This is a genomic window from Acinetobacter sp. 742879 (genome assembly GCF_000588535.1).
In the GTDB taxonomy this organism is placed as follows: domain Bacteria; phylum Pseudomonadota; class Gammaproteobacteria; order Pseudomonadales; family Moraxellaceae; genus Acinetobacter; species Acinetobacter pittii.
Genome location: NZ_JFYC01000014.1, coordinates 32,274 through 58,531 on the forward strand (window position 1 = coordinate 32,274; position 26,258 = coordinate 58,531).

Below are 26,258 nucleotides of genomic sequence, written 5' to 3' on the forward strand. Positions count from 1 at the left end.
CCCTGCAAAAAGCAGGGTTATAGAGGTTTTCTAAATTTAGTTAAACTGAAGTTTCTGGAACTGGAACATATGGTGAACCACGGAACCGAGCACGATTGTTAAATCGATTGGAGCAAGTTTCTAAACGCTTATCACATCCCGGATAGACACGAATTGCTTCACCAATTGCTGGCATTTCTAAAAGCGGCAAAGTTAGAAGTAATGCACCTGTTTCATGTAAGCGTACAGTGCGTTTAATTCCAATATTTACCCCCTCTAAAAACTCTACAACACCTTGCGTAAACCACCCTTGTGGCTGGCTTAGCTCACAAAGAATCCTGTTAGGCGTGCTATTTGCTGCAATAGTGGTATTGACGGCAAAATCAGCACTACGTAAACCACAAGCGCTATCAAACAAGGTGTTTAAGCAACCCGGTTGATAAAGGTTGCGTGGCATCTGAAGTTTTAATCCATCAACATCCGAAACCACACTGGCTTTAATTTCGTAACGGTCAAACTCTGGCTCTACAATTCGACCTTCAAATAAAACCAATGTGCCGGCACTTGTATCCGTTGGTGTCTGAGCATCCATAAAAATACGTTCTAATTTAAACCGTGCACCATCAAGAACACCATTATGAAAAGCCTGAGTTACTGGCACTTCACCAAATTTAGTACTCTCATTAGTACCAATCGTGATAGATAAATTATCTACTTCAATGCCCAAAGAAAGACTAATACCCTCACGGCTTATAATTGGACCTTGTGACGAAAATACTTTACCGCCCACGGTTAAATCAAAGTCATAATTTGTAAATCGATACTCAATGCCCTGAATCGTGGTAATTGTATATAGATCTGCCATTATGAATTGATTAGCATCTAATAAGGCAATAAGTTTCGGGGAAGCTTGTCTCATATCTTATTTCCTAGTGAACCAATCAATTCAACCTTTCCGGCTTTCCACAACTTGTCCATAAAATTGACAAACTCTTGCTCATCATCTTTAAAGCGGCACCGATAATAGAATGTTCCTGAAACAGTGACTTCGATACCTTCTTCAATCGGTTCGGAAACTTCATACTTACCATCTGGAGTAATTTGTGCTGTTGCCTTACTCCACATAAGTTTTTCAGTGTTTGTGCTCCACATATTTTTACTGGCCAACTTATTCCACATGTTCGGATCAACATTTCCAATGATCTTGGCTTCAGTATTATTTAATGGAATCTGACTGGTATAGAGGGTTTTATAAAGCTGAAAAGATGTCGTTATACCATCACCTGTAAAGGTGCAGTTAAACTCAAAATCATCTGGCATTTTGAAAAGAAACGAATCAAAAGCACCACGGCGCTCTAAAAAGAAACCCTCTAACTGTTGAAACTCTTTTCTTCCTTTGTTTTCCCGTAAGAACGCATAGGACATTGAAATTTCATACTTGGGTACAGCCTGATAACTTGCCCGTAATTCTCGACCATTTATGGATGTCATAATTTTGGTATTAAAAATGGGACTCTTTGACAAGTCCCACTCTAAACCGGGTAATTCGGGGTATAAAATATCTGACAAAGTTGTCTCCTTATTTCCCAAAACTTCGGTTATAGCCTTTAAGTCCACCAGCCAAATCACGGCCATGTTTCTTCATAAAGTCTCTAACTCCTTTGGCATCAATGGCACTAATATTGAAAACAGTGGTACCACCTCCCCCACCTTCAGCAACCGCAGCAGCTCCAAAACTTGCCCCATTGCGTAATGCGTTACCCATTTCACGAATGGTATTTGCATGTTGAGACGGTAAAACCATCTCATCTTCATGAAGCTGTGTAATTGGGTTAACACCAGATGGAATGTCGTAACCGCCTCGAGCAGATTTGATCTTGCCCGCAAGACCTGCCACTAAACCAAATGCAGCTGCACCAGCACCAACGGCGAGAATTGGACCGACATACGGAATTGCAACCATGGCTTTAAAAGCCCCCGCCATTGCCTCCCATGCAGACATCATGATGCCTTTGATAGCTTCAGCAGCCTTTAAGCCTAAACGGGCCAAACCACCTGCAGCCGTTACGCTGGTACGTGTTGCTTCACCTGCAATAGTTGCCCCTGTTTGAGCAGCTTGGCCAGAAGCTTCGGCCGCCGTTTCTGCACCAACGAAACCAAGCTTTCTAGCTAACTTAATTGCTTGGATTCTGAGCCAACCTTGAAGCTCTTTAGTAGCTGTTTGCAAGGCAAATTGCCCCATGTCAGCTAGAACTGCTTTAGTTGCATTACTCCAAGTCAGAGTACCATTCATAAGAGACTGAATGCCCTGATCCCAAAGGTTAGAAAGACGAGATGTAAACCCACCAAACTTAGCCTCAAAGTCCTTCATTTCCGCATCACTGATTAAGCCCATAGACTTAGTGTCAGCAACTTTCTGATCTGTCTCTAAATCAGAAATATTGTTAGTGATTTGGTTTTGATTGCCTTGCTTGCCAGTAATACCGGTTTGCTCATTCTCAAGTGCCAAACGCTCTAAAAGACCTTGCCGTTTAATTTCACGTAACTGATCTTCTAGTTGTTTTTCCAACTGGACTTTTCGTACATTCGAAATTTTCTTGGCATCAAACTCGGCTTGAATTCGTGCCGATTCAATTTCATAAAGGCGCTGTGCTTGCTGTTGATAATTGTCTATCTGTTCTTCACGAGCTTTTTTGTATTCCTCAAACTCTTTTAAACGAATAGCAATGATCTTGTCTGAAGCATCCTTTTCGGCTTTGACTTTTGCAGCGGCTTTTTCATCTGCAGTCATCTTGGATTTTTCAATCTCATCTAATGCCTTTTGCAGATCTAAAGCGACTTTCTTTTCTTCGGATGCATATTTATACCGAATATCGGCAAGTGCTTTAGCTGCTTGTTCAGCTTGGCGCTGACGCTCTTTAGCTTCCTGCTCAGCCTTAGATTTAGCTGATGATTTAGAACCGCCTTTCTCGTCTTTTTCACCAGTACCAATTCCTAACTTTGTATTAGGTGGTGCAGTCCCTAAACCAAGCTTTGGTGGTTTTGGCGGTTCAACTGGTTTGGTCGGATCCTTAAACACATAGTTGGTAATCTTCTGATTACCCGCTGTAGTAACCTCAAGAATTCGCTTTCCTGCTGTGACAAGTGAATTGGCTGCTGTAGTGGCTCCCGCATTCCAAGAGTTTTTCAGGTCAGCCATGCGACCCTTCATTTGATTAGTGTATCGATCAGTAATACTACCAAGCTGAGATAAACCACCCTCCCATGCAGCTTTTGCGCCTGAGAAGTTAAAATGGAGGATATTATTTACAACGCTACCAAATGTTTGAAACTTAACCTGTAGTACATCCAGACCATATTGAATAGTACTTCGTACCATATCAAAGCCAGCCATAAGGCCATTAAATGCAATGATTAATGCTTGGCAGACCGTAACAACAACGGCGCGAATGATTGCAAAAGCAGATTGCACACCTACCTGAAAGCCTGTAACGATTACTCCTAACGCACGCAAAGCTACAGAAATTGCATCCATAAAACTTATCTGCGTATTTGCATCATCACCAATATTTCCTGTTAAGTCGTTCCATATCGCTGCAATAGTTGTAAATTGCTCACTTAAAATAGAATAGAGGCTTTCAAAGATGCCAATAATCGACTTAATTGAATCATCGATGGCATCTTTAGATTCTACAGCGAAGGTAAGAAATTGATTTGCCAATTCTGTAAGGGCTGGGGCTGCTTGAGCTGCAATTCGTGTAAGTACACCTTGTAAGGTTGTTTGTACTGTTTCTAAAGCAGTATTAAACTCTTTGGTTGCAGATATTGCATCTTCACTCATGATTACACCTAAATCATGAGCTTGCTTTGCATATTCCTTTAACTTCTGACCGTTATTATCAAGTAATGGCGCTAATAGTGTTGCATCGTTTGCGATGGCTTCCATATAGAAAGTCATCTCAGCCTGTGAAACATTCGCCTTCTGTAAAGTCTGATAATACTTTTCTAAGATTTGCGGACCAGATAAGCCCTTAAATTGTTGGGCAGTTACACCAACTTTTGGAGCGATCTTTTCAAAGAAATCAGCCATTTCACCGCCGCCAGTTTGCATGAAGTCACCAAACTTATCGTTAACATCTTTCATGATGTCCGATAGCTTATCCTGCTCCACGTTTACCTTTTTGGCAGCAAATGCCCATTCTTGAAATTCTATGGTATTGGCATTTGCTAATCTGGCTTGGATCTCTAACTCTTTTGAAGCTTTACCTACCGAAGATACAAGATCCGGTATAGCTGCTACTGCCTCAGCTGCACTTCTTGCTATTTCTTGACCAATACCAAGAAAGAAGCCACCTCTTACTAACGATAACCCATTAGTCAGCGAGCTCTTAATATCATTGCCTACTGTCTTGAACTTTTCTGAAAGATTTGAGGCAAAGCCATTTAGCTCTGACCGTAGATTTGAAAGATCAAGCTTAAAATCGATGTTGTGCCCAGTACTTTCAATCTTCTTGGCGGAATCTGAAACTATTTTTTCTGCATCTTGCATACCTTCCTTTAACTCGGAAGTTTTTGCTCCAACATGCACCTCGACACGGTTATTATTTGCCATACACACCTCATAGGCATAAAAAAACCTTGCCGATGCAAGGTAAATTTAATAAATAAAAAACCCCGTGTGAACGGGGTCTTATTTGATGACTATTTATTGAATTACAACTAAGTCCGTTATACCGCAGCTGGAAGAAGCGGCTTGTGAGTGAATGAATCCCATATTGAATTCTTTAACTTTTTTTGTTTGTCCAGCTTTTACAATTTCGTAAATTACACGACTATTGCTATCTATTTTTGTCTTACTATTTGAGTAATGCTCACACTCTACAGTTATGTCTTTAATGTCATATTTACTATTATTTTTGATTGTAAAATCAACAAGCATGACACTATCGAACCCACCTTTTGACCAGTCATAATCCAGTACAGTGTTTTTTAGAGCATCTTCTTTAGGTGACAATTCTCTAGTGCTATTAGATGAAGAAGTACCCTCACCTCCACCAGCAATAATGCCAATAATAAAAAGAATAACAAAACCTAAAAATATCCACTTTAAAATAGAGCGTTTTTTTACTTTAGCCCCACAACTTGGACAGTTTTTTGCTTGTGTACTAACCTGAGCCCCACACTCTTTACAATTAGTTAAAGCCATTGATTTATCCTTATAAAGTTTTAATTAACAAACTTTAACTAACGCTTACACATAATGCAAATAGGGCAGCCTTAACCACCCTGTGGGAAACCTTCTAAAAATTGCAACATATCGTCTTCATCATCATCTGAAACGGTTATTGCTGGGTCTGTCTCTTCAATACCTGCGAAAGCTTCCAAGATTCGACAAAGACGTTGTATTCCTATATGTGCGGGAGGGTTACTTTGCTGATACGCACTTAGCGCTCTTAGTCTGGGTAAATCCATTTCATTACGTACGTAGTCGTAATCTTTGCCAATTGTCAGCACTAAATGCGTGTAGAGCTCCTCCCAGTTTATTCCCCCGAGCTTTCACCTGTGGGTTTACCTGTATATTCCAAGCCGGATGTTTTAGTTACTAGGGCTAAAACTTCTTCCATGTTACCCATATCTAAGAGCTCATCAGAAACATATTCACGGGTAATATCCGGGTAATTCCGTTTTAAACAAACATGCGCCATGTCCACAATTACAGATGCTGGAACATTGTTTGAGCTTAATTGTTCTTGGAAACGCTCAATCGTACCCAATGGTGCCGGAGCAAAAATCCAAGTCTGACCAGCAATCTCTTTACTATTACCACGCGGGTTATCAACTTGCTTAAATTGCATCTGGTATTACTCCGATAAGTCGATTTTGAAAACACGGTTAAGATCGTCAGCCATGGGCTGGAATTCAAACTCAGGAATATCGTAATCGTCCTGTTTTGAACTAAATCCAAGTTTGTTACTGGTACAACGGAAGAAATTCATGTGCATGAACTTACCTTTGTAGTCACGTTGAAGGTCAACGGCAAACTCTGGGGTATAGCCCATATCTAGGTTTGAGACAGTGATTGACTTAGCACCCGCCACCATTGCTGAATAACGGAAGTTAATAAATACCGTTTTACCTGCATCTGCAGCAGCAAATGTATAAGCACCGGTTGCCGCATCTACACTGTATTGTCCGGTTGCTGGCGCCGACGCTACACGTTTAAGTGGGATTGCTTTAGCATCTGTTACGCCTAGATCCTTTACATATGTACCGCTGTTAGGAACAACCGGTGTAACAGTACCACCAGCCGGAATCACTTCACCATTAATGGTTTGGGAAACTGTTTCAATTCCACCTTCAGCAACAACTCCACCGAAGAAGATGGAATTTAACAAGGTACCGTTAATACGCCCGAAAGAAGCTTTACATTTAATGGTACCTTTACCGCGTGCTGCATCTACAGCGAATTGACCACGACCAAAAAGCTCTTTTAAGTCATAGCTAATATCTACACCAACGGATTGCATCACCCCTACTTCAACTGGTGTGGGATTACTAATCGGTTGCCCATAAACATCTTGAATCGGTGTAGCAAAGATCTTGCCGGCACCAAATAAATACTGAGCCATTTATTTTGACCTCTCTAAAATGACAAAACCGCCATCGAGGCGGTCATAAAATGAATGTTTTGTTAATTGGTTGTAAGGATCCGAATAGGGATAATGGCAATCGCCTGATCATCCAGCATGTTTTCTACTGCTTCATACACTTCTATTGTGCCTTCAATCCAGCAATGCTCAACCAAACCTCCTAAGGTCTGACACTCATTAAAATCTGGATGATCTGGCTGAATAGCTTCTCGTACACAATCGATGAATATATTCATCTGCGATGATGGAGGTTTAGCTCTATCAGCCTCATGGATATAGAGATAGACCTCAGCAGCAAGTTCAACTTTTGAATCCATACCATGTACAGGTACTTCCTGCTGATTGCCTTGTGTAATAAACATTGCAGGTCGTTCATGAGGCAATACATTACTAAAGTGACGTAAACGGCGACTCACCGTAATCAATCCTTCTACCCTTGTACTTAACCTTTCAAACAACGCCTGATAGATTGCTTCGCTATCCACCTGCTATACCTCGCTCAATTGCTGCATCAATATTTTTCGGCACAATCTTGGCCACGATATCCAGTGAATCACGCATGAACCGCAATTCCCTAATACGTACATTCCTTGAATGGGCCTTAATATTGACCTGAACCGGCGAAATAGGCCGGCCAAACGCCTGCTTAATTGTCCTTAGGTGTGCTTTAACACCCAAAGCTCCATTTAGGCCAAACTCATGTGCAGGTGCATAAGGGACCAAAGCACCACCAGCGCCTACGGTTCCCTCTATGGAATCCTTATCCTCATCCACCTTTGATGAAACGGATCCACGCAAGCGGCCTGACTGAACTTTAAGTCGTTGGCCACTTAACATGTCTTCCTGAACAATCCGCTGTAAGCGCAAAGTAAGAGCGTTAATCGTGCGTCTTATTTCAAACCTAACGCGATTATTCATCTCATCAAAATTGACCTGAGTATCAACACGATAATCGCTCATAGCTTAATTACTCTTTAGCAGATGCTGCAGATTTCTTTGGTTCAACCAATTCAACATAACGCTCAAAACCCAAGGGTTTTAAAATATGGATAATGTCGTCTTCAGATTCTAAAACACCGTTTTTGATATCTAGGTTTTGCCCAGCAATAACGATTTTGGTTGGCTTGTAACCTTCTGGTGCCTGATATTTAAAAGGCATGGGATTCTCCTATACAACAAAAGCGCCAACACCTAAACGGTTAGGGTTCGTGCCTTCATCATCGATTGGAATGGAATTTTTTAACGCAAGGTAGCGCTGGCCATACATGCTGAGATCATAGAAAGCTTCTTTCGATGATCGTGAATAACTCACACTTTGGCCCGCAATTGTCATGCTCGATGCGGTACCAAAAGCAGCACCATTGCCGCTTACGGTACCTACTTTAAGAATGTGTGCTGCATATAGACCTACAGCACGTTCCTTTAATGCCCCAAACTCAATTTGAGAGACAACCAGATCTGCTTCTTCTAATGCATCCTGAATTCTCTCATCTTGCAAAGACATTAAACTCGAGTCAGTCGAGAACTTCTGGCGAAACGTTTGTACGTCCATATATCCACCTTATTCCTTAGCCTGATCTAACTTCGCTTGTAGCTGCTCAAGTGTTTCATCATCACTAAACGTTACTTCAAGCGCTGCTAATTCAGCTTTCACGGTGGCCAAAGCAGCTTCATCAGTTGGCTTTTGCTGCTCACCTGCTGCATCGTTTTGCTTGCCGCCTTTGCCACCACGACCACCAGTTTTCCCTGCTGCTTTTGGTTCATCATCCGCAATTTCCTGAACTTCAAGTTCACCGATATCAATAAGATGTTTAGCAAACTTATTTTTAGTGAGCTTCTTGTGCGCTTCTTCATCCACAAGAGTTGGTGTGCCTGTAGGCAAAACAGCAATACCAGAAAAAACAAAAGCGGCCTGTAAGCCGCTATAAATATAAGAATATTTCATACTGTTTTAATCCTTACACGTGATCCAAGTAACGGAGAGAATCAACACGCTTCAACCATACGCCTTGATATTTGTAGTGACCAGGCACTTTAATATCTACGCCAACTGGTTGAGCAGCTAAGAAAGTCACATCATTACATTTCATTTGAATGCATGACGGATCACGGCGGTAAATAATAGAACGGTCAGCCCCTGCCGTACCTTTACCATTTGAACGGCCTAAACCACGGATCGTTAATGGCTTACCTTGTGATGCGAAGATGTTATTTTCTTCAATGAATTTCAAGAATGTCTTACCGCCAGAATCAGCAACTACACGGGTAGAAAGGTGTAGGTACTGGTTTGATGCCATTAAATAAGTATCTGGTTGTACAGATGCATCCCCATCGATAAGATTTTCAGCATCTGCCAAGCTTGCGTTGAAGTCACTTAAAACTTCTTCAATGGTTGCAGTAGCCCAGTTATGTTGGGCTGTAACAATTGTTACACCAGTCTGATTTAAGAAACCCTTAACCCCTGTAAGTGCATTGCCATACCATGCAATGTTGCTTAAGTGTTTTTCTGCAGCAAGACGAGCTGCCTCTACTTTATCTGCTTCAAGTGCTAAATTTAATTTTTGAGCTGCTTCTAACTCCAGCACTGAATACATATAACCAATTGTGCCGACCTTCACTGGCAATTGAACAGTATCATATTCAACTTCGGCCAAAGGAATATCATTACCAGTTCCTGAATGATCTTTACCCAAACCCACACCCTTCTTACGGCTTAGGATTTCTCCTCCACCATATACAGCACTGACAGGTTTAACAGGAATGTATTTAGCGTAATCCATCACTTGCTGAAGCTGAGGATCCATTTCGTTAAATTCTTCCAATTTAACGAATAATTGGGCTAAAGCATCAAGGTTAAATGCATCACCAATATTTGCTTGAACCATTTGAGCTACTGGTGTTAAACGTAGCTTCATTGCTGCCAATTTACTCATAATTATTATGCCCCACGTAATCGAACAGCTGCTAAGCCCTGTTCATTTGAAATTGTTTCCCAAGATGCGTTTGGCAACTCTGTACCATCTGTTGCTGTTGGGGATAAAGAACCTAACGGCGCTGCTGTGGTCCCGTTAGCTGTTTTGACATAAACCTTTGCGTTGATGTCTGTAACTGGTGCAGTGACCTTCACATAAATCGAGCCGATCGTCATAACCGGTGCTACATCAGTAGCCTTATAGGCTTCTTTCCCATCTGCCGTTTTACCTGATTTACCTACGCCGTGACGTACGATAATTCCAAACTTGGTATTAGTTGCACCAGTTACCGCTGAAACTGTTTTTCCGTCAGTACTTCGTACAACCACATCACCATCATTCACCAAGCTGGCACCACCTACAGGAAGGGATAAAATATCCTCTGGGCCAATGAGGTGAAATTTCATACCTGGTGCGGCATCGTATTGCTTAACCATGATTTACATCCCCTTAGATTGTTTTGTATGCGTTTTCTTTGCTGTAGGTCTTTTCTTCCCCACCACCTGCAGGCTTACCATCACCAGCATTAATTTGCTGTTGCTGGTGAAGTGCATCACCTACAGGATTAGATGGGTGTGTACCTTTTACAGCAGACAAAGCGCGGAAAGTTGTATCGATCTGGTCCGGCTTAGCATCGCCTACCGATACGCTACCTAATAAGGCGGTTACCAATGCATCACCCGCTTTAGCCGCAATTACATCGCGCTTGATTTGCTCACAAGTGCAGCCTTCGGTTTTAACTGTTGGCACCAATGCTTTAGCATCGGCAATCACAGCAGCACGTTCGGTAGCAGCTTGTTCAAGTTTTTCAGGCGTCATCTGGTTCTTTTCCAGATCACCGACTTTCTGCTCAAGCGTGGTTTTATCGGTATGCAATTGATCTACGACCGCTTGAACGGCGTTTAGTTCATCACCGATAGAAAATTGCTTATCACCAACTTTAAGTTTTGCAGCCTTCAAGTTTTCCAACTGCTCTTGTTGCTGCTTTAATGCATCCGCCAAGGGCTTGTTATCGCCAATATCAAAACGAATACCGTTTACACTTACTTCCATTGTTTTATTCCCCTTAGGTGGAGTTTGCTTTTGGTCACCGATGCGGCAATCACCACCGCAACGGCCATATTTAACTAGCGCCATGTGGTCGCCATTAAAATTGATAAATTTGGCTTGGTAAGGCGTTCCATCTGGTGCCGTACCTTGTTCAACTACAAATAAAGCTCCATAGCCAAGAGACATTTCTAATCGTTCATTACTTTGAATTAGATCAATGCTGACCTTGTCTTTAATGAGCAAATCACCCACCAAATAATCGCCTTCCTGTCGGACGTTCTCACAATAGCCAATGTGATAATCCTTCCAGTTAGATGCATTAATTTCATTCTTAGGTGGGTGATAGTCAGTGACGTCTACACCGTTAAAACTTTTTATTGTCTCGGGCTTAAAAAGCTCATCCGCTGGCGTATAGACATTAATGATTTGATCAGGTGAGTAACCTTCTAATGATGGGAACTCATACGCATAGTACTGGCGTACCTGAGGTGCTTTAGCTAAGCGAACATTGATACATTTCAGATATCCTTCTCGGGTAAATGAACGTGTGGATTCACTTGGAGCAAAATCACCTACTTTGAAGCGGTAAATGTTTTTCATAAATTGCGCTCAATAAAAAACCCACCATAAGGTGGGTTTTATTTTTTGACAGTTTGTTTATAAATTTTTAAAGCTTACACAGCCTTTTCCAAAGGAAGCTATGGTACATAGTTGATCACTTGTGAACTTTCTATCTATAAGATCTATTGTGATTCGAGCACCTTTGTTTGAGGCATAACTCGCTATAGTTGATAATTGGTCATGGGTATAAGATTTAGCATTTAATTCTAATCCTCCACCATAAGAAGCAATTTGACATAACTGATCAACGGTATACATTACAATTCCTTTTAGAAATAATATTTTAATTTAACAAAGTCTATTATTTAATCAATCAAAATATCCTAAAAGTAAAGTCATCATCCATGAAGCGGTAAATATGCTTCATAAATTTTATCGAAATAAAAACCACCTGTTTAGGTGGTTCTTTAAAAGAGTAAGAATTAAACTAAGTAGAAAATAAAATAGGTTATATAGATGAATCCTCTTATTAATTTATGGGACTGGATAGGCTGTAATTCAGGTCAATTGCAAACCCTATTGGGTATTTTTGCTATAGCGTTGGCAATTAAAGCTGCCGCATATGCAAGAGAACAAATAAAATATGCAAGAGAACAAATACAAATTGCTAATGATCAACAAGCAGAAGATCTGAGATTAACAGCTTTTAATTTAAAATTATCCGTATTAACAATTGTTTATGAATGCAAAGAATTAATATATTCAATTGAGCATAAGCATAAAAAATTAGAAGAAACTTTTACTCAATTTGCAAATATATTTAATTTAACAATTAATGACAAAATGCCAGGTAGTGAATATAGCTTTGCTGAATACATTAAAAATCCTTTGAATGAATTGAAAAGTCCAAAAGATGTGGTAAATCGATTAATTGAACAACTAACCAATAAAGATACTTCAGTTAGTCATAAAGATTTAGAAATGTATTTAGAACATCTAATCCCCATTAAAGGTAAAATTCATAGTGCTAACGAAGGATATGACAGAAGAGTAGAAGATATACAGAAAATAATCGATTCTATTCAATCAAAATATCCTCATAGTTAGGTAATGCCGTGCAACGACACCGAATAGGCTGACCGGGATGTCCTCCATCTGGCGGTGAATCCCATCTGAATGTCTTGCCCTGCTTATGTTGGTGGTCTGGCCTTACACGCTCATCTTTAGCCGTTTGCCATGTGTATGTCTCAACACCCATTGAAAGCTGTCTAGCTTGGTTAATTTGGCCGTTAATCTTGCCCATCTGATCACTAGCAATAAGACGTGCTCGATAATCAGTAGATAACCCTAGTTGCTTAATAGCTTTGGCCAACTCTTCATTTGTTTGGCCAGTCTGCAAAGCGTTGGTAATTAATACTTCAAGCTTATCGGCGTATTGCTGAGGAATAGACTTAATCAAACTGACATTTGCCGTGATGTTTAGATCTACCTCGTCCTGAATATCAGCAGCTCTATAGAACGGCGTTAGATCCACGCCAATAATTGTTTTGGTGTGCTCTGCAATTTGCTTGTCTACTTCCTTTTGGGTGTCAGTCACAACTTTCGTGGCCAAAGGTCGAGAAATCTCAACAACATACTTTGTGAGCTTTTCCCTAAAGGCCATCATCATGTCCGAGAACCATGCATCACCGATATTCTGGCCAACTGTAGGAATAACTAAATCCTTAGTTTGTTCCTGACAGTACTTTGAAATAGCTAATAATTGCCGTGTGTAATAAAGCTCAACACGGCGATTTACGTGCACGGCTCTAGGCTTGGAAGCTTTACGACCTTTTTTACGTTTCTTCGCCTGCTGGAGGTGTGGTTTCAGGATCTGAATTATCGTCGTCATTTCGCTTCACCATTATTTCAAGCTCTTTGATATGTTCTTCATCAATCACTGAATAAACACCATCAATGAGTAGCTGCCGTGCTATTTGTGGCTCTGTAATGATGCCCATCTCTAAATATTTAGCATCCCGTTCGGCGTTAGCTTTCTCAACCTCAGAACGCACCTTAGCGTCTAATTGCCATAACGGGTTAAACACAACATCTAAACTTGGAATCTGACGTCCAAATGTAGTTTGAACAATTACCCTTAAAAGCTTCATCATGAATGGCTTTAAGGACCATGTTTGCTTAGTTGCGATACTGTCATAATAGTTACGTGTGTCATGCTCGCCAGTTGCGTTCATGCCTGCAGGTGATTGCCCGAATAAAATCGTATATGGCATATCGGCAGCACCAGCAGCTTGGATAGAGAATTCACGCATAAGATCTGGCAAACCGCCAAAGCTATATGACTTAGAGTCATATTCCTCTTCTGCATCAAGCACGATCATGCCATTTAAACCTTTAAGCAATCCGACACTAAGAAAACGTTCAGCAACTGCTTGCATGTCAGCTTTAATCTTATCCACGAGACCGGGTGTTCTAATCACGTCAATTTTTGATTCATGCACAAGACTTGCTGAGGCTTTCTTAACAGCGGCATGATCAAGCAGATCTTCATAAACTTCCTGCAAAACACTTACCGGCTCTTCATTAACTACATCGGCATGGCCAAACTTATATAAGCGGGTATGGTGGATCCTTTGAGTTGATTTCCCGTCCAGCTTTAACTTATAAAATTCAGGCTGCTTTAAAAGTCCACCTGCCTCCTTAGGCGATAAGTATTTACTGGTATCAGCTTCAATGTACTTTTTCTTAAGCACAGTGAAAAACTCTAAACGACCAACGCCTAACTTGTTTAAATCAAACGGTTGATCTAGGTTGCCGCCGTCTACAGTCCCTAGAAGCACATAGCAAACACCATATAAGCGAGAAAGGACCAAACTAGATAAGAGCACCCCATCTAGGTTAAAAGCCTTACACGCCTCTTTAAGCTTCAATAAATCGCTATCCTGAATCCCTTCATAGAACCAACCAGCTCGAAGCATGTCACTTGCTGGGCGGTTGACAATACGCTTAGCTAACCAGTGTTGATAAACCGCTTCTAATTGCTCATCAGGAATAACTTTCTTAACGAAAGAACCGTGTGATGCCTTGTCACGTTCGGTACCAATATTTGAGACAAAGTTTGTATACGCCCCTGCATCGCCAATTGCATCGGACTTTTTATCTTCAGCCATAATTTCCTCTAATCAAATACAGTTGGCTTGCTTGCTAATGAATCGTTAATTGCATCAATGGTTGGGTCCCATTGGTCGTCATGGTCATGTGTCCAATCGGCCGTGAGCCCTTCAATTTCTTCAATGTAGTTCAAAAGCCATGGTGCGTTTGCAGGTAACCAAACGCGCTGATCTTCAACATAAAGAATGACGTCCATTGTCCGTGACAACTTGTCTTCATCCCGCTGAATTGCCCTAATAGGTAATGTAGTTTCCCTAGAAATAGATTGAATTAATCCAGTACCACTTGCTTTATCTTCTACGGCCATATAACGAAGCTTGCCGATCTTGGTGTTGCTATCCTTATGCTTATTGATAAAGGCTTTAGCCTCCTTCAAAAGCTCAGGTGCTTCCCATTTCCCACGCTTCACATCAATGATGTAAAGGTTATTGTCATAGCCAAGACCAGCACATAAGAACACCGAGAAGTCATTATGCTTTTTGACCTTCTGAGCAGTATCGGCCCATACAGCCCGCCACTTAAGAACTGGTAAGTCTAGATAACGTGGGAACCATTCAGCCTTAACCAGATCACCCCCCAGCTTTTTAGGAGCCTGCTGATATTGGCTTGCAAACGTATAACGGGAAACTGTTGCGCCGTCTTTATCCTGTCCGCCTTGTTCGAGTTGCAATAGCGATTGCAATGATTCTTTTAATGGCCAATAGCTTTGACGGCCTTTCGCATCACGCTCAACATCATGTGGAATTTTGTTTTGTATTTTTTCAGGCAACTTACTAATGTACTCATCATCAATAAGCGCAGGAATACTGATCTGTTCCCATTCACCAGGTACATTACCAGTCATCACAAAGTTGGTCGGATCCTCAACGTGCAAACGCTGCATGATCAGAATAATTGGCGTGTCAGATTTAGCTTTACGCGAGTTGACCGTGTTTAATATCTTACGGTTAGCTTTACGTCTTGCTGTCTGGCTAAATGCATCCTCAGGCTTTAATGGGTCATCGAGAATAATTGCACCGGTAAAGCCTTCATCCGCTAATGTACCAGCACGGCGACCTGTGACCTGCCCACCCATCGAAGCAGAATAAACATGACCTGCGTCATATCCATCGACTGTGGTTTTCCAACTAGACTTAGCATCCGTACTGGTAGAGATCTTTACAGGCCATAAATTCTGAAAGTCTTCCGACTTAACAATATTCCTTGCTGTTGCTGATACATCCTCTACAAGTGACTGCGAGAAAGACAAATACAGAAAGCGCGAACGTGCATTACGCGCTATACCACGGGCAATAAGGTTTGTGAGTAATTCAGTTTTACCACTTCCGGGTGGAACGTTAATAACTAGGTTTTTAACCTTGCCAGCTATTACCTCGTCAATCTTGTCGGCAATATATTCATGATGCCAATTGACCGAAAACTTAAAGCCCATGCGAGGTAAGAAAAAACGCCGTGTAAAGAATAAATGTTCTTTCTCACAGAGTTCACGCTCCAGCTGCATTTCAAGCAGCTTAGTATTTACCTTTGAGTTCATCTAACACCTGCCGTATCTGTTCAGGCGTTGCAACAACTTGTGTGACATGCTCGCTTTGAAGTGGCCCACCACCAGCGCCGGTTAGCTCTGTTTTATTAGTGAATTGCCCGCCAATATCCTGAGCTGCCTGTTTGAGAATATTCATAGCAGCAACACGGTTTCTACTATGTTTTTGATACTGGTTTTCATAGCGCTGCATACGCACCGCTAAATTTGCAATAGGGATTGCCTCAGGCTTACCCAAAAACATTTCGCGAGTCTTTTCAAAATCTTTTCTTAATTCTTCGCTCAGGTTCTCGCCTGCCCGTTTGGTCGGGTCGTATTTCTCACACTGCTGTTTAGTAACTTTTATCCCGTATTCTTGGTTGACGAGCTCAGCAGTTTCTGTGGGTGTATTAAATACGGCAAGTGAGCGAACTATAAAGAGTTTTACCTCTTTTTTTAGAGCCGCCATATCCTCAATCCTGTCAACCTACGTCAACCTAAATAGCCAAAAAAAAGAGCCTTAAGGCTCATCATGTGATAACGCAGTTTCCACAGCATTTTGATATATCTAAATCAGAAACAAACGGCGGGGTTTTAGCGACTTCAATTAGGCGCTTAACGTTTTCATTTGCGCCCCAGCGCTTAACAACACCAATAAACTCTTCCACATCGTGACCAGCTAAATAGTGCTTTGGTAAGCCAGTATGATCACTGTAAATAATCTCACCGTCCGAGTCTCGTTCTACACCGATGTGATAAAGCTCATGTTCAAGCAAAGCACAGAACTCGCTATCGTTTGCCTTTTCACAAAAGCTTGCATCGATTGTGATTAGGTAAATTGGAACGAAACCGAACCAATCACGCATTTGCTGCTCTTGTCGGGCTTTCTTCCAGCCGCCTTGTTGAAACATAACTTTTTCGCATTGGCCTAACACCATGCGTTTAGCTCGTGTGTAAGCAGTAGAAGCCCAAGCAAAAGCCAAGAACCCTTCATTGTCATGAAGCATTTCAGCGATATGGTCGTGATCTGGATTGTGTAGAGGTCCACCAAGCGTTAGAAAATTAGCAACTACCCAGTTTTGTAAATCGGGCGCAGGTATTATACGAATTGCTTCCTCTTCATCTGCTTGGTCAATAAAATCAGTTGGAGGAAATGGTCTGATCTGATCCATTAAATATTTGCCTCTTTAAATTTTTTAGCCACTGACTAGCGTATTCAGTCCGTAGCTGCAAAGGTCCAGATTCATCAATGCGGCATCTTGAAGCCGTCTCTATGCGTACTACTGTGTATCCCATCTCTTCAGCCACATCGTAACGATCAAGACTCCAAGCTTTGTTTTTAAGCTTACCCTTACGTCCACCCGACCAAGGGCCGCCAGCAATTTCCACTAAAATTCGATGTTCAATTAAATGAAAATCAAAACGCCAATGCTTTGTAGATTTAAATTGGAATTTCTTTTCGTATTTAATTTCCAGAACGTCCAAGGCCTGTGTAAATTCTTCTTCTGCCTCTAAGTACTTTTGGGTAGCTTTAGGAAGTGGTCTGGATTTGGGTTTGGTTTTAGGTTCTTTTTTTCTTGTAAGCCAAAAATAATCTTTATCATCCATACCTATAGCTGCTTATAAGAAGCCCTCAGGCTTATTGTTGAGCCGTGCAATTAATTTGTTTTGCTTTGCTATGGCCAAAAAAAATCGCTCATCTAGGTGAGCGATCTGTTCTGTACTTAATCCTTTCGTTGTACAGCTTCCCAAATGATTTAGATCTACTTGAAGCTGTCTAATCTCATACGTGATTTTTTGAAATTCAGTCATACTTACTCCAAAAAGAAAAACCCTACCATAAGGTAGGGTTATTAATACTGTAGGTTTTAAATCTGCTGAACTCTAATCTCTCTATGTCCAAACATATTTACACCATCCTTAACAGATTTAACCAAATATTCTCGATTTGAACCATTTTGTAGAGTCTTGATTAATCGATCTCCAATTCTTATGCCATCTGTAGAGTCACTTGTGAAGATTGTTTCTTCATTATCAATTCTACAAGACTTCAAAGCGCTTCGAGTACCATCATTGGAAATCACAACAAGCTCTTCTGAACCATTAAACAACATATACTTCACCTCTCAATAAATTACTCAATTAGTAAAGCATAAATTTTAACCAGTGTAAAGTATAAGTATTTGATTCTCAATAGTAAATTATTTACTATCGAGAACTAAATCATCAAATTAATTAAAGAAAAACCCCCGCCAATAATCGATATTTAGCGGGGCCATTTGCGCCGTAAAACACTCGGCAATTTGATTTTATTCAGGGCAGTAAGTTCGCCAATCTGAATCTAATTTCTTTCGCTCATAATCATTTAACTCATGATTGCAATAGAGAAAAAATCTTGTGTCATGGTATCTGATTTCATTAGGAGTATAGGTAAAACCATTTGATTGAAACTCATTAGGTATAGAGCCATGATAAGGTAATTTTTCAAACTGGTATTGATCTTCGATATAATCCGCTAAAAATAATTCAATTTTCATTTTATTGACCTCAAGAAAGCAATTGCCCCTTTTTCATTGGTTTCTGTTTGAACAATTGCATAAGTTTCTTCACCCAATGTTTTATTAAAAACTGTGATGCCGTCGTAAGTAACAATATGATTGATATCAAAATCGGAACCTAATGCTTCAATAATTATAAACTCATGTGAAGAATCTGCCGCTGCAAAAAAAGCATAATTTTGGGAGGCATATAAGATTTTATAAGTACCCATTTTTTAATCTCTGATGGAATTAACTATTTTTATATTAATAACACATAAAATAATAAAGCCCATCTATCAAATGGGCTAAAAAGACATTTTGGTGCAACACCTATAACTTCGTCACACCATATCACAAATCTAAACCAAGTGTGCTGCACTGTCAAGATTGCAACACCTCTATTTTTCCATCTAAATATGCTAAGCCTTTATCTATTTCAGCCCGTACTTTAGCTTTACTACATCTGTGCACATTAGCAATGGTTAGATACGACCAATCGTTTTCATAATAAAGTATTAAAAACCAAGCTCTTTCTTGTAGAAACTCTCTATTATCTGAATGCATTTTTGCTAAGAGTTTACTTACTTCTACCGCTTCATGATCTTCTATATTACAAGGCAAAGATACCTTACTCGAACGAACTCTAGTTGTGTCATTTTGGTCAATTAGGGAAGCCAAAGGATTCGCAGAAACTTTAAAACTTGTAGATCTCACCCATAGTCCATATTGTTCTAGCCATTGATGAGCGGAGCGTTTAGACCAGTCCATTACTTTGTTATTTACTTTTGCATTCATCTTTTAACTTCCCTCTATTCAAAACTTTGCAAATCGCCCAAATACAAGCATTGCCGCATCACGTGCATGCTCATTTGTGCGTTTCGTCCACCCTGTTAGTTTTAAAAAATATTTCGCATCAGTTTTGGTTTTGTTTGCAGCTGGATGAATCATCTGATATTTCAGTCCCTGCTCTTTACACCAATCTTCCCAAATCTGAGCATCACGTTTTACCGATCCAATCCCCTCACGCACACCTGCACCACTACGGGCTTGTCGTGCATCGGCATTACCAAACCAAGTACGCAAACGCGCATCTTCAATAAACAACATGAGATTTTCTTTACCGTGGTCGCTTACAAGTTCTAAAACTTTGCTCATAGCTTGGGTAATAGTGAGCGAGCTTACATCTTGAAGCACTCCACCATTACCTTGATCTAAGGCTACAGCGAAGCCTGTATGTACTCCTGTATCAACCCCAATTAAAACTTTACCCATTATTTACTTCCTCCCCCTCTTTTCTCGCCAACCACCACAAAACCACCGCACCGCAAATTGCTGCTGTAAAAAATGAAATGAGTAACCCCCACGCTAAAATCTCGAATTTATTCATACATTCACCCCATCGATTAACTGCTGAATATTTCGAGGAATTGGCATCCCTTCACGGCGGCACATCTCTGCATATTCGTGTGGATTATCAAAAGGATCTGGACCTAGCTCTTGATTAAATTCTGGCTCTTTTTCCTTAGCTTTAAGTTTTTGAACTGGCGCTGGTTTACGGCCATTAATCTTTAACCGCTCCATTAAAGATTTGAGATGCTTTTGCGCTTCGTCATTGCTTACTGGAGTGTGTTCAGGTTCTTTATGCTCTAGTTGTAACGGCGGTGTGTAAAACTCTTGCTGACGGCCCTTTAACTGCGCTTTAGCCACCATCACGTTGTAGGTTCCGAAGAAATTATCTTGAGCTGCTCGCATTTGGCCGGCTTCAATCAAATACATCACTTCGTCTAATGCATACTTTGTAATTTGGGTAATAACTACAGTTCGGTCAGTCGTAAACTTACATGCACGTGACCAAGCTTCCTCTGGAGACATCCAACTTTCACCGATACACCAGGTGCGAAACTCTGCAAATGACGGCATAAAACGTCCACCTGCTGTTAATAAACGAGCAAGAGCGTTGTTAAATTGATTTTGTTGAACGCCCACAAATGTTTTAAGTGCGATCTGTTCAACTACTGACAGCGGTATTGCATTCTCTCCACTTGTTGGAAATTGTTTATTAAACTGAGCAGCGTAAACAGTGCGAAGAGATGCGATTAATTGACGCACTTCGTTCAAGGTAATCTCATGCATGACCTACCTCCTCAATCATTGGAAACTTTTTTGCCGGGGTTACATCCACAATTTGAGATTCGCTTTGTTCCTCAAAAAGATTGGCGAAGTAACCCGACTCTTGTGGTTTTTGACCAGCTGAATTGATTTGCTCTTGTTTCTTGCGGTTAGCAGCCACTTGTTTCTCGTTGTTTTGAACCCAAGAGAACCACTTAACCAACCAGATGCTTGGTGTATTCAACGAACTTGATTCGTTTGCAAAGTACCAGTCACCGAAGTTTTGAATCATAGTTCTCAAGTCGATTTCAGGTACCGAAACAAATCTTTGTTGAGCAAGTGAAATGAAATCGTATTGAAACTCGCTGTATTCAGAAATGAATTCACGCATTGAGTAACGCTTGTGGTCATCGATCTGATACTGAGCAAATTGAATTGGAGTTAATTGCGAATTTTCTCCACGCGTATTACCACTACTATCAATAATTGGTTCTTGGTTAATGGTTAATGGTTTATGGTTATTGGTTGGTTGCACGCCCGTTTGTTCTTCGTTTAACGGATTTTCAACGACCGTTGAATTTTCGTTAGACGATTGATCATCTTTTGATGAACCACTGTTGGACAAACCTTTCTTTTTCGCTGCACGTTTTGCAGCAGACGCTTTACCAGCCTCACTCGCTTGTTTCTTTTTCCCGTGGTATTCAGCAATTTCTCGTTCACAACGATTATTGCGATAAACACCTTCTTCAAGAATGAAAAACTCATCAAGTACATATTTGAGAGCTTCTTTTTGCTCTTCGGTAGTACATTGCAAACGACGTGCTAGACGATCAATGCTTGATGCATCAATCGCCTTTTCCGTGTCGTAATACATGTCTAATAAGTCGCGGTAAATCGCACGCTCAATTAAACTGAGGTGGCGAGTCGCATTGTTAAAGTCACCAATATGGTGTTGGTAATAATTCATGCGGCCCCCTTAATTTGTTGCGTAATAAATGGATTATTTGCTCTGGCGATAGCAGCCATTGGATATGGAGAAACGGAGTTACCAACCATAAAGACTTGATCTTTTTTAGATAGAGGCTTTCCATCGCTCCCGTATTCAATTACGTATGAATCTGGAAACCCCTGCGCTCTAAAAAGTTCACGTGGTTTAAGCATGCGTATACAGATATCAACAATTGCCCAAGGTTCACCTTTGATCCAAACAGTAACTAGGGCTAAACGATCTTTAGTAGTGATCGTATCCATTGGCTCAGTGATACTCCTTGCGTCTCCATTGCCGTAGTAGTTAATTAAAAATGCAGCTACACGAAGAGCGCCCTTATAGTTATCTTTGCTCAACTTGGCAGTAACTAATCCATGATGCCCACCTTTCACTTGTGCACATATGGTTGATAGAGGCTCATCAATTGACCAATTTCGCTGTTGAGATGCGTTAGCAAACTCTGTAATAAACGGAACAAGGATTGGACTTATTAAAGAACTATGTCCGCCATAACCTGCTGTAGTTGTTGCTAATGGTTCACGTATGTCATGACCAAAACTTGTGCGGAAATCACGGCCAATAAAAGGTGTGGCAGAATTAACAAAAAATGGCTCTTTAGTTTCAATAACATATTTTTGAATACCCTTAGCTATGCGTTTTAGAGTTGCATCAGCTAGAGGACCTTGCGGCCTATTAAAAATTGAATTTCCTAAATCTGAAAAATCAACACATTCAGCTGTAGGGCGCCATTTTTTTAAATTGCCCTTAGGTTTTTTTGAGAAGTATTTTTCTGGCCATACTATTGGTTGCCCATCACAGCGAGCAACGAGAAATAACCGCTCACGTTTTGTTGGCGCTCCGAAGTCAGCAGCAATAATATTTTTTTGCCACTCAACTTCATAACCAAGTTGTTCAAGACTACGGACAAAGTGTTTCCAAGTTCTCCCTTTCTTTTTTGGGTTCGGTACTAAGAATTGATTGTGCCGAGGAACTTGTTCACCTGGTTCAGCAATTCGATTTACCTTTTTGCCATTAACTTCAATTTTATCGAGCGTAATCACTCTACCTGTTGCTTTATCTCGTTTTGCAATTAAAGGTCCCCATCCTAAGATCTGCTTAACATTTTCTAAGCTAATCACATCAGGTTTAACTTTGCCTGCAAACTTAAGAACTACCCAAGAAAGGTCACGTATTTCTTTTTTACGTGGTTGTCCGCCAGCAGCTTGCGAATGATGTGTGCAGTCTGGGCTTGCATGAAACCAACCGACTTGATGATCATCACAAATATCAATCGGATCTACTGCAAATACATCTTGAACATAATGCTTTGCATGGGGATGATTAGCCTCATGCATAGAAATTGCTTTTGGATTATGGTTTACAGCAACATAAACAGGCCTGTTTAACCCCATCTCTAAACCAGTGCTTGCACCACCACCGCCTGCAAAGAAATCTACGATGATTTTTTCAGAAAAATTTAAGTCGAATTGAGTTCTAAAAGAACGAGCAGCATCAACAAATGTATTCATGCTTCACCGCCTTCTTTTATCTGAATGTAAGTACTACCTAAGTAGCGAATACGCCCAGCACGACCAAGGCTTTTGATAATTTCCTCAGCATGGTTGTACGTAATACGATGTTGACGGACTAAAGTTTCTTTAAAGTCATCTCGCTTTACAGCTGCATTTTTAGTATCAGCTTTGATGCGCTCTAGGTTCTCTTCACACTTTTTGATTAATGCTTTAAGTGTGTGGAGAGCCGGTTCAAACCAGCTCTGGATTATTTGCTGTTGATTTGATAGATTAGTTTGCATATTCGATTCCTCTAGCAAGTAATTGAATTGACTAGCCTGATGGACCAGATCAGGCTTTTTCTTTCTTTACCTTTGAAATATAAGTTGCGGCTTCTGATTTCAGTGCTTCACGAAGTTGACGAATATGGTTTTCCATTTCTTCTAAGATTTCTTCGGTATCTGCTAATTCCGCTGGTGTTACTACCCCATCCTCTAAAACCTTATGGACCTGCTGATTAGCTTGGCCATTGTTTATGTTTATATGCAGCAACGTTTCAACAATGCTTACTTCATGTGCTTTTTCATCGGCTTGATTTGCTGGAACTAATACAAATCCAAGCATGTGCGCCCACGCCTTAACTAATGCAGGGTTACGGGTAAACTGAATCATCGCTTCAAGCTTTTTTATACTTGGATAGTGAGTTTCCATATTTGGATTTGCATAATTAAGAACGCTCTTGTACGAGTCTCCTAATACATTCGCAATCGATTGAGGAGTGATTCCCTGAGATTGATGAATCATCTTATAAATTGCTGTTTTAGCCTCTTGGCTCAAATTAATTTCACTCATATGTGAATCCTTATTTAAATTTCACGTATACGCACAGATGTCGAATAGTGAGAATTAGTTCACAGGTTACTCATCGAACTCTTTAAGAGAGGGACAAAGTTCTGCGGCTTTAAAAATTCCATTCGTTACCCGTTCTGCACGCTTAGCTACGATTGGGGACATTAGGTTTTTACCTTTTACCCATGCATTTACAGATGGCTGAGAGACTAGAAGAACTAAAGCTGTTTTTGTTTGCCCGCCCAAGTGGTCAACAAGTTTTTCGTAGAGTGCGATAAGTTTGCTTTTCATAACTATCAGGCTCCTATATTGATAGCTAATTTATAGTTATAACTATCACATGTCAATAGGTATACCTTTTTGAAGTTTTATAGTTGAGCCTATAAAATTCAATTCCAAACAAATTAAGGTTTTTGTTATGTCTGATTTGGCAACTCGACTCAAAGAAGCTCGTACTAAAGCTGGTAAAAGTCAGTATGAAGTAGCTGAAGCAGTTGGTATTAAACAACCCACATATCAAGCCTTAGAAAGCGGTAAGAGCTTGAAGTCTGCTTTCCTTCCACTGATTGCAAACTACTTAGGTGTAGATGCGTATTGGCTAACAACTGGAAAAACTGAAGATGGTTTTTCTGAAGATGATTTTGTAAAACCTACAGTGGCTCACAAAGGAAGAGACAATTACATTTGGATAGACGTAGTGGAAGCTAATTTTTCATGTGGACCAGGTGAATCTATTGAATTTCATTTTGATGCAATCAATGGAGCAATCCCTTTCCCACCTTCATTTTTTAAAGAAAAACGTGTCACTGAAGATTGCATGCGAATCATCAAAGCTAAAGGCGATAGCATGATGGATTACATCAAAGATGGAGATCTGGTCGGTATTGATATTTCTCAAACAGAAGTTATTGATGGTGAAATATATGCTGTTTACTTCGCGGGTGAAGGAATGTTGAAGCAAATATTTAAAGAAGCTGATGGGTCTCTTATCCTTCATAGCCTTAACGAAAAGTTTAGAGACAGAAAAGTAACCGAAGAAAATGGTAAAAACTTTAAGGTAATGGGCCGTCAATTTTGGCGAGCTGGTTAATAAATTCACCTATAGAAACATTTTTATACATTTGCCCACCTATATGGTGGGCTTTTTATTTATAGATTTACCTATCAATTTGGAAATTTACACCTATCATTTTATAGTTATACCTATTGACACCAATAATAGATAAAACTATATTTATCTCGTAGACAACAAAAAAGCACACCGACCGCTAAATCTGATGTGCTTTGCAAACTGCGAGATCATTATGAATGCAAAAGTAATTCCACACAAGCATAAGGTAACAGGCGTTACAGCAATTGCTGTTCTTGTAGCCCTTGGATCTTGTGAATATAAAAGCGCTAATTCTAGCGTTCCTTCTAATTATTCTTATGAAAGCAAACAAGTAGTTGCTTCTGAATATGAACTTTTAGCTGCTAAAAAAACTGGTGAACATTCAGGCGAAGGCGTAATACGCATTGACGGCTTTAAGTTAAATGTCACTTTTGATTATGAAGGCGTTCCTGATAGCTACGGTGTAGCCGGATCTGACTTTACAGCAGCTGAAATTACTAACTTGGCTATAGAGTCAGTAACGGATCTACGAGGCAAGCCTTGGAATGACTTCACCAATCACGATGACCATAAAAATATAAATATTTTATTGGTTGGCTACATCGACCGTAATAAATGGTTGGAGGCAGCCTAATGAAAAATTATAACTGCCCTACTTGCAAGAAGATGATTCCTGTTGATCGTTCAGAAATCAAAGCAGGTGATGAAGTTTCATTTTGCAAAGTATCCCAAACGTCTAAGTCTGCTCGTTTCTCTTCAAGAGAAGGGGTTGTTGAATGCCGAGAAGGTGATGTTGTTTTAGTTAAATATCGAAAAGAAATTATTCCTTTAAATATTAAGGATGTTTCACCATCTAATGCACCTAGTCCACTTACCTATGCCTTTGTTGGCACATGTGAATGTAAGGAGGCTTAATCATGACTAACTTCAAAAAGCATCCTGACGGTTATAAGTCCTATTTAGGTCGTGACAACACAGGCATTTACTCTGTTCGCATTGGTTGGCAAGTATTTGTGTCAAACGCTAATGGCACTGTGCTCTACAAAATCATTAAAGGAGCAAAGACGCCTTTAGATGTAGCAAAGTTCCAAAAGGAATATCCGAACGTTTGGGAAGTACTCACCCAAGAAATCCGATTTCAGCGATCTAAGCAACTAGCTAAAGATCTAGGCGGCTCACACATCCCTTCACCTGACCGTAAAAACTATAAGCGTTCGCGCGGCTTCACTGGCTCTAGATAAGGATAAT

The 26,258-nt window shown here is 40.4% G+C and carries 40 protein-coding genes; 5 read left to right on the top strand and 35 right to left on the bottom strand.

The window, feature by feature from the left end; all coding sequences use genetic code 11:
- Nucleotides 1-40: 40 nt before the first annotated feature.
- The 16 genes from J690_RS19005 to J690_RS0104665 all read right to left on the bottom strand — a co-directional run bounded on the left by J690_RS19005 (nt 41) and on the right by J690_RS0104665 (nt 11,530).
- Nucleotides 41-898 (bottom strand): DUF2163 domain-containing protein, encoded by an 858-nt coding sequence (locus J690_RS19005; RefSeq protein WP_032037516.1) that lies wholly within the window; start codon nt 896-898, stop codon nt 41-43.
- Nucleotides 895-1,548, bottom strand: a complete 654-nt coding sequence (locus tag J690_RS19010) for a DUF2460 domain-containing protein (RefSeq protein WP_032037518.1) — start codon at nt 1,546-1,548, stop codon at nt 895-897. The genes J690_RS19005 and J690_RS19010 overlap by 4 nt, the downstream gene beginning before the upstream one ends.
- Nucleotides 1,549-1,558: 10 nt before the next feature.
- Nucleotides 1,559-4,591, bottom strand: a complete 3,033-nt coding sequence (locus J690_RS19015) for a hypothetical protein (protein WP_032037520.1) — start codon at nt 4,589-4,591, stop codon at nt 1,559-1,561.
- A 93-nt stretch (nt 4,592-4,684) separates the two neighbouring features.
- A complete protein-coding gene (locus tag J690_RS19020; protein ID WP_032037521.1) occupies nt 4,685-5,185 on the bottom strand; it encodes a zinc ribbon domain-containing protein in 501 nt (166 codons plus the stop codon).
- Nucleotides 5,186-5,256: 71 nt separating this feature from the next.
- Entirely contained in the window at nt 5,257-5,484 is a 228-nt protein-coding gene (locus J690_RS19025; protein WP_032037522.1) for a hypothetical protein, read from the bottom strand.
- Between the two features lie 35 nt (nt 5,485-5,519).
- Nucleotides 5,520-5,834 (bottom strand): hypothetical protein, encoded by a 315-nt coding sequence (locus tag J690_RS19030; protein WP_032037524.1) that lies wholly within the window; start codon nt 5,832-5,834, stop codon nt 5,520-5,522.
- Between the two features lie 6 nt (nt 5,835-5,840).
- Nucleotides 5,841-6,608 carry a hypothetical protein gene (locus J690_RS19035; protein WP_000090027.1) on the bottom strand — a complete coding sequence of 256 codons (768 nt, stop codon included), beginning with the start codon at nt 6,606-6,608 and terminating at the stop codon, nt 5,841-5,843.
- Nucleotides 6,609-6,670: 62 nt separating this feature from the next.
- Nucleotides 6,671-7,114 carry a hypothetical protein gene (locus tag J690_RS19040; RefSeq protein WP_032037526.1) on the bottom strand — a complete coding sequence of 148 codons (444 nt, stop codon included), beginning with the start codon at nt 7,112-7,114 and terminating at the stop codon, nt 6,671-6,673.
- Entirely contained in the window at nt 7,107-7,589 is a 483-nt protein-coding gene (locus J690_RS19045) for a hypothetical protein (RefSeq protein ID WP_032037527.1), read from the bottom strand. The genes J690_RS19040 and J690_RS19045 overlap by 8 nt, the downstream gene beginning before the upstream one ends.
- 7 nt (nt 7,590-7,596) lie before the next feature.
- Nucleotides 7,597-7,788 carry a hypothetical protein gene (locus tag J690_RS19050; protein ID WP_032037528.1) on the bottom strand — a complete coding sequence of 64 codons (192 nt, stop codon included), beginning with the start codon at nt 7,786-7,788 and terminating at the stop codon, nt 7,597-7,599.
- Between the two features lie 9 nt (nt 7,789-7,797).
- Nucleotides 7,798-8,181: a DUF4054 domain-containing protein gene (locus J690_RS19055; protein WP_032037529.1), complete on the bottom strand. Its 384-nt coding sequence runs from the start codon at nt 8,179-8,181 to the stop codon at nt 7,798-7,800.
- A 9-nt stretch (nt 8,182-8,190) separates the two neighbouring features.
- On the bottom strand, nt 8,191-8,574 hold the full coding sequence (locus tag J690_RS19060; RefSeq protein ID WP_032037530.1) for a hypothetical protein: 384 nt from the start codon (nt 8,572-8,574) through the stop codon (nt 8,191-8,193).
- Between the two features lie 13 nt (nt 8,575-8,587).
- Nucleotides 8,588-9,562, bottom strand: a complete 975-nt coding sequence (locus J690_RS19065; protein ID WP_032037531.1) for a DUF2184 domain-containing protein — start codon at nt 9,560-9,562, stop codon at nt 8,588-8,590.
- A 5-nt stretch (nt 9,563-9,567) separates the two neighbouring features.
- On the bottom strand, nt 9,568-10,038 hold the full coding sequence (locus J690_RS19070) for a structural cement protein Gp24 (protein WP_032037532.1): 471 nt from the start codon (nt 10,036-10,038) through the stop codon (nt 9,568-9,570).
- A gap of 13 nt (nt 10,039-10,051) precedes the next feature.
- Entirely contained in the window at nt 10,052-11,251 is a 1,200-nt protein-coding gene (locus tag J690_RS19075) for a DUF2213 domain-containing protein (RefSeq protein WP_032037533.1), read from the bottom strand.
- 57 nt (nt 11,252-11,308) lie between these two features.
- Nucleotides 11,309-11,530, bottom strand: a complete 222-nt coding sequence (locus J690_RS0104665; protein WP_032037535.1) for a hypothetical protein — start codon at nt 11,528-11,530, stop codon at nt 11,309-11,311.
- Between the two features lie 198 nt (nt 11,531-11,728).
- Between J690_RS0104665 and J690_RS19080 the strand changes: the two genes are divergently transcribed.
- Nucleotides 11,729-12,319 (top strand): hypothetical protein, encoded by a 591-nt coding sequence (locus J690_RS19080; RefSeq protein WP_032037537.1) that lies wholly within the window; start codon nt 11,729-11,731, stop codon nt 12,317-12,319.
- On the opposite strand, the gene J690_RS19085 is transcribed toward J690_RS19080, so the two are convergent.
- The 19 genes from J690_RS19085 to J690_RS19160 form a co-directional block, all read right to left on the bottom strand.
- Nucleotides 12,291-13,103 (bottom strand): phage head morphogenesis protein, encoded by an 813-nt coding sequence (locus J690_RS19085; protein WP_032037541.1) that lies wholly within the window; start codon nt 13,101-13,103, stop codon nt 12,291-12,293. The genes J690_RS19080 and J690_RS19085 overlap by 29 nt on opposite strands.
- Nucleotides 13,048-14,382 (bottom strand): DUF1073 domain-containing protein, encoded by a 1,335-nt coding sequence (locus tag J690_RS19090; RefSeq protein ID WP_032037542.1) that lies wholly within the window; start codon nt 14,380-14,382, stop codon nt 13,048-13,050. The genes J690_RS19085 and J690_RS19090 overlap by 56 nt, the downstream gene beginning before the upstream one ends.
- Nucleotides 14,383-14,390: 8 nt before the next feature.
- Nucleotides 14,391-15,917, bottom strand: a complete 1,527-nt coding sequence (gene terL, locus J690_RS0104670; RefSeq protein ID WP_032037544.1) for a phage terminase large subunit — start codon at nt 15,915-15,917, stop codon at nt 14,391-14,393.
- On the bottom strand, nt 15,895-16,371 hold the full coding sequence (locus J690_RS19095; RefSeq protein WP_032037546.1) for a DUF2280 domain-containing protein: 477 nt from the start codon (nt 16,369-16,371) through the stop codon (nt 15,895-15,897). The genes terL and J690_RS19095 overlap by 23 nt, the downstream gene beginning before the upstream one ends.
- A 61-nt stretch (nt 16,372-16,432) precedes the next feature.
- Nucleotides 16,433-17,074 carry a putative metallopeptidase gene (locus J690_RS19100; RefSeq protein ID WP_032037547.1) on the bottom strand — a complete coding sequence of 214 codons (642 nt, stop codon included), beginning with the start codon at nt 17,072-17,074 and terminating at the stop codon, nt 16,433-16,435.
- Complete coding sequence (locus J690_RS19105; RefSeq protein ID WP_032037548.1) at nt 17,043-17,510, bottom strand: hypothetical protein; 468 nt, start codon at nt 17,508-17,510, stop codon at nt 17,043-17,045. The genes J690_RS19100 and J690_RS19105 overlap by 32 nt, the downstream gene beginning before the upstream one ends.
- A 12-nt stretch (nt 17,511-17,522) precedes the next feature.
- Nucleotides 17,523-17,714, bottom strand: a complete 192-nt coding sequence (locus tag J690_RS0104675; protein WP_032037550.1) for a hypothetical protein — start codon at nt 17,712-17,714, stop codon at nt 17,523-17,525.
- 56 nt (nt 17,715-17,770) lie between these two features.
- Nucleotides 17,771-18,016 carry a hypothetical protein gene (locus tag J690_RS19110; protein ID WP_005068131.1) on the bottom strand — a complete coding sequence of 82 codons (246 nt, stop codon included), beginning with the start codon at nt 18,014-18,016 and terminating at the stop codon, nt 17,771-17,773.
- A 195-nt stretch (nt 18,017-18,211) separates the two neighbouring features.
- Nucleotides 18,212-18,439, bottom strand: coding sequence for a hypothetical protein (locus J690_RS19115; RefSeq protein WP_032037551.1), 228 nt, complete (start codon nt 18,437-18,439; stop codon nt 18,212-18,214).
- Nucleotides 18,436-18,672, bottom strand: coding sequence for a hypothetical protein (locus J690_RS19120; protein WP_032037552.1), 237 nt, complete (start codon nt 18,670-18,672; stop codon nt 18,436-18,438). The genes J690_RS19115 and J690_RS19120 overlap by 4 nt, the downstream gene beginning before the upstream one ends.
- 151 nt (nt 18,673-18,823) lie before the next feature.
- Complete coding sequence (locus tag J690_RS19125) at nt 18,824-19,237, bottom strand: antiterminator Q family protein (protein WP_032037555.1); 414 nt, start codon at nt 19,235-19,237, stop codon at nt 18,824-18,826.
- 18 nt (nt 19,238-19,255) lie between these two features.
- A complete protein-coding gene (locus tag J690_RS19130; RefSeq protein WP_032037557.1) occupies nt 19,256-19,714 on the bottom strand; it encodes a hypothetical protein in 459 nt (152 codons plus the stop codon).
- A complete protein-coding gene (locus tag J690_RS24315; RefSeq protein ID WP_032037559.1) occupies nt 19,707-19,829 on the bottom strand; it encodes a putative phage replication protein in 123 nt (40 codons plus the stop codon). Before J690_RS24315 ends, J690_RS19130 begins: the two co-directional genes overlap by 8 nt.
- Nucleotides 19,826-20,575, bottom strand: coding sequence for a hypothetical protein (locus J690_RS19135; protein WP_032037561.1), 750 nt, complete (start codon nt 20,573-20,575; stop codon nt 19,826-19,828). The genes J690_RS24315 and J690_RS19135 overlap by 4 nt, the downstream gene beginning before the upstream one ends.
- A complete protein-coding gene (locus J690_RS19140) occupies nt 20,568-21,518 on the bottom strand; it encodes a YdaU family protein (RefSeq protein WP_032037564.1) in 951 nt (316 codons plus the stop codon). The genes J690_RS19135 and J690_RS19140 overlap by 8 nt, the downstream gene beginning before the upstream one ends.
- The gene (locus J690_RS19145) at nt 21,515-23,068 is read right to left on the bottom strand and encodes a DNA cytosine methyltransferase (protein WP_032037566.1); all 1,554 of its coding nucleotides are present in this window, start codon (nt 23,066-23,068) and stop codon (nt 21,515-21,517) included. Before J690_RS19145 ends, J690_RS19140 begins: the two co-directional genes overlap by 4 nt.
- On the bottom strand, nt 23,065-23,352 hold the full coding sequence (locus J690_RS19150; RefSeq protein WP_032037568.1) for a hypothetical protein: 288 nt from the start codon (nt 23,350-23,352) through the stop codon (nt 23,065-23,067). The genes J690_RS19145 and J690_RS19150 overlap by 4 nt, the downstream gene beginning before the upstream one ends.
- A 49-nt stretch (nt 23,353-23,401) precedes the next feature.
- Complete coding sequence (locus J690_RS19155; RefSeq protein ID WP_032037570.1) at nt 23,402-23,902, bottom strand: phage regulatory CII family protein; 501 nt, start codon at nt 23,900-23,902, stop codon at nt 23,402-23,404.
- Between the two features lie 66 nt (nt 23,903-23,968).
- Nucleotides 23,969-24,190, bottom strand: coding sequence for a YdaS family helix-turn-helix protein (locus J690_RS19160; RefSeq protein WP_032037573.1), 222 nt, complete (start codon nt 24,188-24,190; stop codon nt 23,969-23,971).
- Nucleotides 24,191-24,317: 127 nt separating this feature from the next.
- Here J690_RS19160 and J690_RS19165 point away from each other — a divergent pair, with 127 nt between their 5' ends.
- The 4 genes from J690_RS19165 (at nt 24,318) to J690_RS19180 (ending at nt 26,251) form a co-directional block, all read left to right on the top strand.
- Nucleotides 24,318-24,989, top strand: coding sequence for an XRE family transcriptional regulator (locus J690_RS19165; RefSeq protein WP_032037576.1), 672 nt, complete (start codon nt 24,318-24,320; stop codon nt 24,987-24,989).
- Nucleotides 24,990-25,203: 214 nt separating this feature from the next.
- A complete protein-coding gene (locus tag J690_RS19170) occupies nt 25,204-25,644 on the top strand; it encodes a hypothetical protein (protein ID WP_032037579.1) in 441 nt (146 codons plus the stop codon).
- Nucleotides 25,644-25,925, top strand: a complete 282-nt coding sequence (locus J690_RS19175; protein ID WP_032037582.1) for a hypothetical protein — start codon at nt 25,644-25,646, stop codon at nt 25,923-25,925. Before J690_RS19170 ends, J690_RS19175 begins: the two co-directional genes overlap by 1 nt.
- Before the next feature lie 2 nt (nt 25,926-25,927).
- Nucleotides 25,928-26,251, top strand: coding sequence for a hypothetical protein (locus J690_RS19180; protein ID WP_032037585.1), 324 nt, complete (start codon nt 25,928-25,930; stop codon nt 26,249-26,251).
- Nucleotides 26,252-26,258 lie beyond the last annotated feature (7 nt).

Excerpts from the sequence above, each read along its gene's own strand:
- J690_RS19125 (WP_032037555.1), bottom strand. The coding sequence starts at position 19,237 with ATGAATGCAAAAGTAAATAACAAAGTAATGGACTGGTCTAAACGCTCC.
- J690_RS19070 (WP_032037532.1), bottom strand. The coding sequence starts at position 10,038 with ATGGTTAAGCAATACGATGCCGCACCAGGTATGAAATTTCACCTCATT.
- J690_RS19135 (WP_032037561.1), bottom strand. The coding sequence starts at position 20,575 with ATGCATGAGATTACCTTGAACGAAGTGCGTCAATTAATCGCATCTCTT.
- J690_RS0104665 (WP_032037535.1), bottom strand. The coding sequence starts at position 11,530 with ATGTATACCGTTGATCAGTTATGTCAAATTGCTTCTTATGGTGGAGGA.
- J690_RS19030 (WP_032037524.1), bottom strand. The coding sequence starts at position 5,834 with ATGCAATTTAAGCAAGTTGATAACCCGCGTGGTAATAGTAAAGAGATT.
- J690_RS19110 (WP_005068131.1), bottom strand. The coding sequence starts at position 18,016 with ATGTTGTTTAATGGTTCAGAAGAGCTTGTTGTGATTTCCAATGATGGT.
- J690_RS19095 (WP_032037546.1), bottom strand. The coding sequence starts at position 16,371 with ATGGCGGCTCTAAAAAAAGAGGTAAAACTCTTTATAGTTCGCTCACTT.
- J690_RS19090 (WP_032037542.1), bottom strand. The coding sequence starts at position 14,382 with ATGGCTGAAGATAAAAAGTCCGATGCAATTGGCGATGCAGGGGCGTAT.
- J690_RS19115 (WP_032037551.1), bottom strand. The coding sequence starts at position 18,439 with ATGAAAATTGAATTATTTTTAGCGGATTATATCGAAGATCAATACCAG.
- J690_RS19080 (WP_032037537.1), top strand. The coding sequence starts at position 11,729 with ATGAATCCTCTTATTAATTTATGGGACTGGATAGGCTGTAATTCAGGT.
- J690_RS19160 (WP_032037573.1), bottom strand. The coding sequence starts at position 24,190 with ATGAAAAGCAAACTTATCGCACTCTACGAAAAACTTGTTGACCACTTG.
- J690_RS19005 (WP_032037516.1), bottom strand. The coding sequence starts at position 898 with ATGAGACAAGCTTCCCCGAAACTTATTGCCTTATTAGATGCTAATCAA.
- J690_RS19045 (WP_032037527.1), bottom strand. The coding sequence starts at position 7,589 with ATGAGCGATTATCGTGTTGATACTCAGGTCAATTTTGATGAGATGAAT.
- J690_RS19020 (WP_032037521.1), bottom strand. The coding sequence starts at position 5,185 with ATGGCTTTAACTAATTGTAAAGAGTGTGGGGCTCAGGTTAGTACACAA.
- J690_RS19105 (WP_032037548.1), bottom strand. The coding sequence starts at position 17,510 with ATGGATGATAAAGATTATTTTTGGCTTACAAGAAAAAAAGAACCTAAA.
- J690_RS0104675 (WP_032037550.1), bottom strand. The coding sequence starts at position 17,714 with ATGACTGAATTTCAAAAAATCACGTATGAGATTAGACAGCTTCAAGTA.
- J690_RS19035 (WP_000090027.1), bottom strand. The coding sequence starts at position 6,608 with ATGGCTCAGTATTTATTTGGTGCCGGCAAGATCTTTGCTACACCGATT.
- J690_RS19170 (WP_032037579.1), top strand. The coding sequence starts at position 25,204 with ATGAATGCAAAAGTAATTCCACACAAGCATAAGGTAACAGGCGTTACA.
- J690_RS19155 (WP_032037570.1), bottom strand. The coding sequence starts at position 23,902 with ATGAGTGAAATTAATTTGAGCCAAGAGGCTAAAACAGCAATTTATAAG.
- J690_RS19150 (WP_032037568.1), bottom strand. The coding sequence starts at position 23,352 with ATGCAAACTAATCTATCAAATCAACAGCAAATAATCCAGAGCTGGTTT.
- J690_RS19165 (WP_032037576.1), top strand. The coding sequence starts at position 24,318 with ATGTCTGATTTGGCAACTCGACTCAAAGAAGCTCGTACTAAAGCTGGT.
- J690_RS19065 (WP_032037531.1), bottom strand. The coding sequence starts at position 9,562 with ATGAGTAAATTGGCAGCAATGAAGCTACGTTTAACACCAGTAGCTCAA.
- terL (WP_032037544.1), bottom strand. The coding sequence starts at position 15,917 with ATGAACTCAAAGGTAAATACTAAGCTGCTTGAAATGCAGCTGGAGCGT.
- J690_RS19130 (WP_032037557.1), bottom strand. The coding sequence starts at position 19,714 with ATGGGTAAAGTTTTAATTGGGGTTGATACAGGAGTACATACAGGCTTC.
- J690_RS19055 (WP_032037529.1), bottom strand. The coding sequence starts at position 8,181 with ATGGACGTACAAACGTTTCGCCAGAAGTTCTCGACTGACTCGAGTTTA.
- J690_RS19085 (WP_032037541.1), bottom strand. The coding sequence starts at position 13,103 with ATGACGACGATAATTCAGATCCTGAAACCACACCTCCAGCAGGCGAAG.
- J690_RS19175 (WP_032037582.1), top strand. The coding sequence starts at position 25,644 with ATGAAAAATTATAACTGCCCTACTTGCAAGAAGATGATTCCTGTTGAT.
- J690_RS24315 (WP_032037559.1), bottom strand. The coding sequence starts at position 19,829 with ATGAATAAATTCGAGATTTTAGCGTGGGGGTTACTCATTTCATTTTTT.
- J690_RS19140 (WP_032037564.1), bottom strand. The coding sequence starts at position 21,518 with ATGAATTATTACCAACACCATATTGGTGACTTTAACAATGCGACTCGC.
- J690_RS19015 (WP_032037520.1), bottom strand. The coding sequence starts at position 4,591 with ATGGCAAATAATAACCGTGTCGAGGTGCATGTTGGAGCAAAAACTTCC.
- J690_RS19100 (WP_032037547.1), bottom strand. The coding sequence starts at position 17,074 with ATGGATCAGATCAGACCATTTCCTCCAACTGATTTTATTGACCAAGCA.
- J690_RS19180 (WP_032037585.1), top strand. The coding sequence starts at position 25,928 with ATGACTAACTTCAAAAAGCATCCTGACGGTTATAAGTCCTATTTAGGT.
- J690_RS19060 (WP_032037530.1), bottom strand. The coding sequence starts at position 8,574 with ATGAAATATTCTTATATTTATAGCGGCTTACAGGCCGCTTTTGTTTTT.
- J690_RS19075 (WP_032037533.1), bottom strand. The coding sequence starts at position 11,251 with ATGAAAAACATTTACCGCTTCAAAGTAGGTGATTTTGCTCCAAGTGAA.
- J690_RS19120 (WP_032037552.1), bottom strand. The coding sequence starts at position 18,672 with ATGGGTACTTATAAAATCTTATATGCCTCCCAAAATTATGCTTTTTTT.
- J690_RS19050 (WP_032037528.1), bottom strand. The coding sequence starts at position 7,788 with ATGCCTTTTAAATATCAGGCACCAGAAGGTTACAAGCCAACCAAAATC.
- J690_RS19145 (WP_032037566.1), bottom strand. The coding sequence starts at position 23,068 with ATGAATACATTTGTTGATGCTGCTCGTTCTTTTAGAACTCAATTCGAC.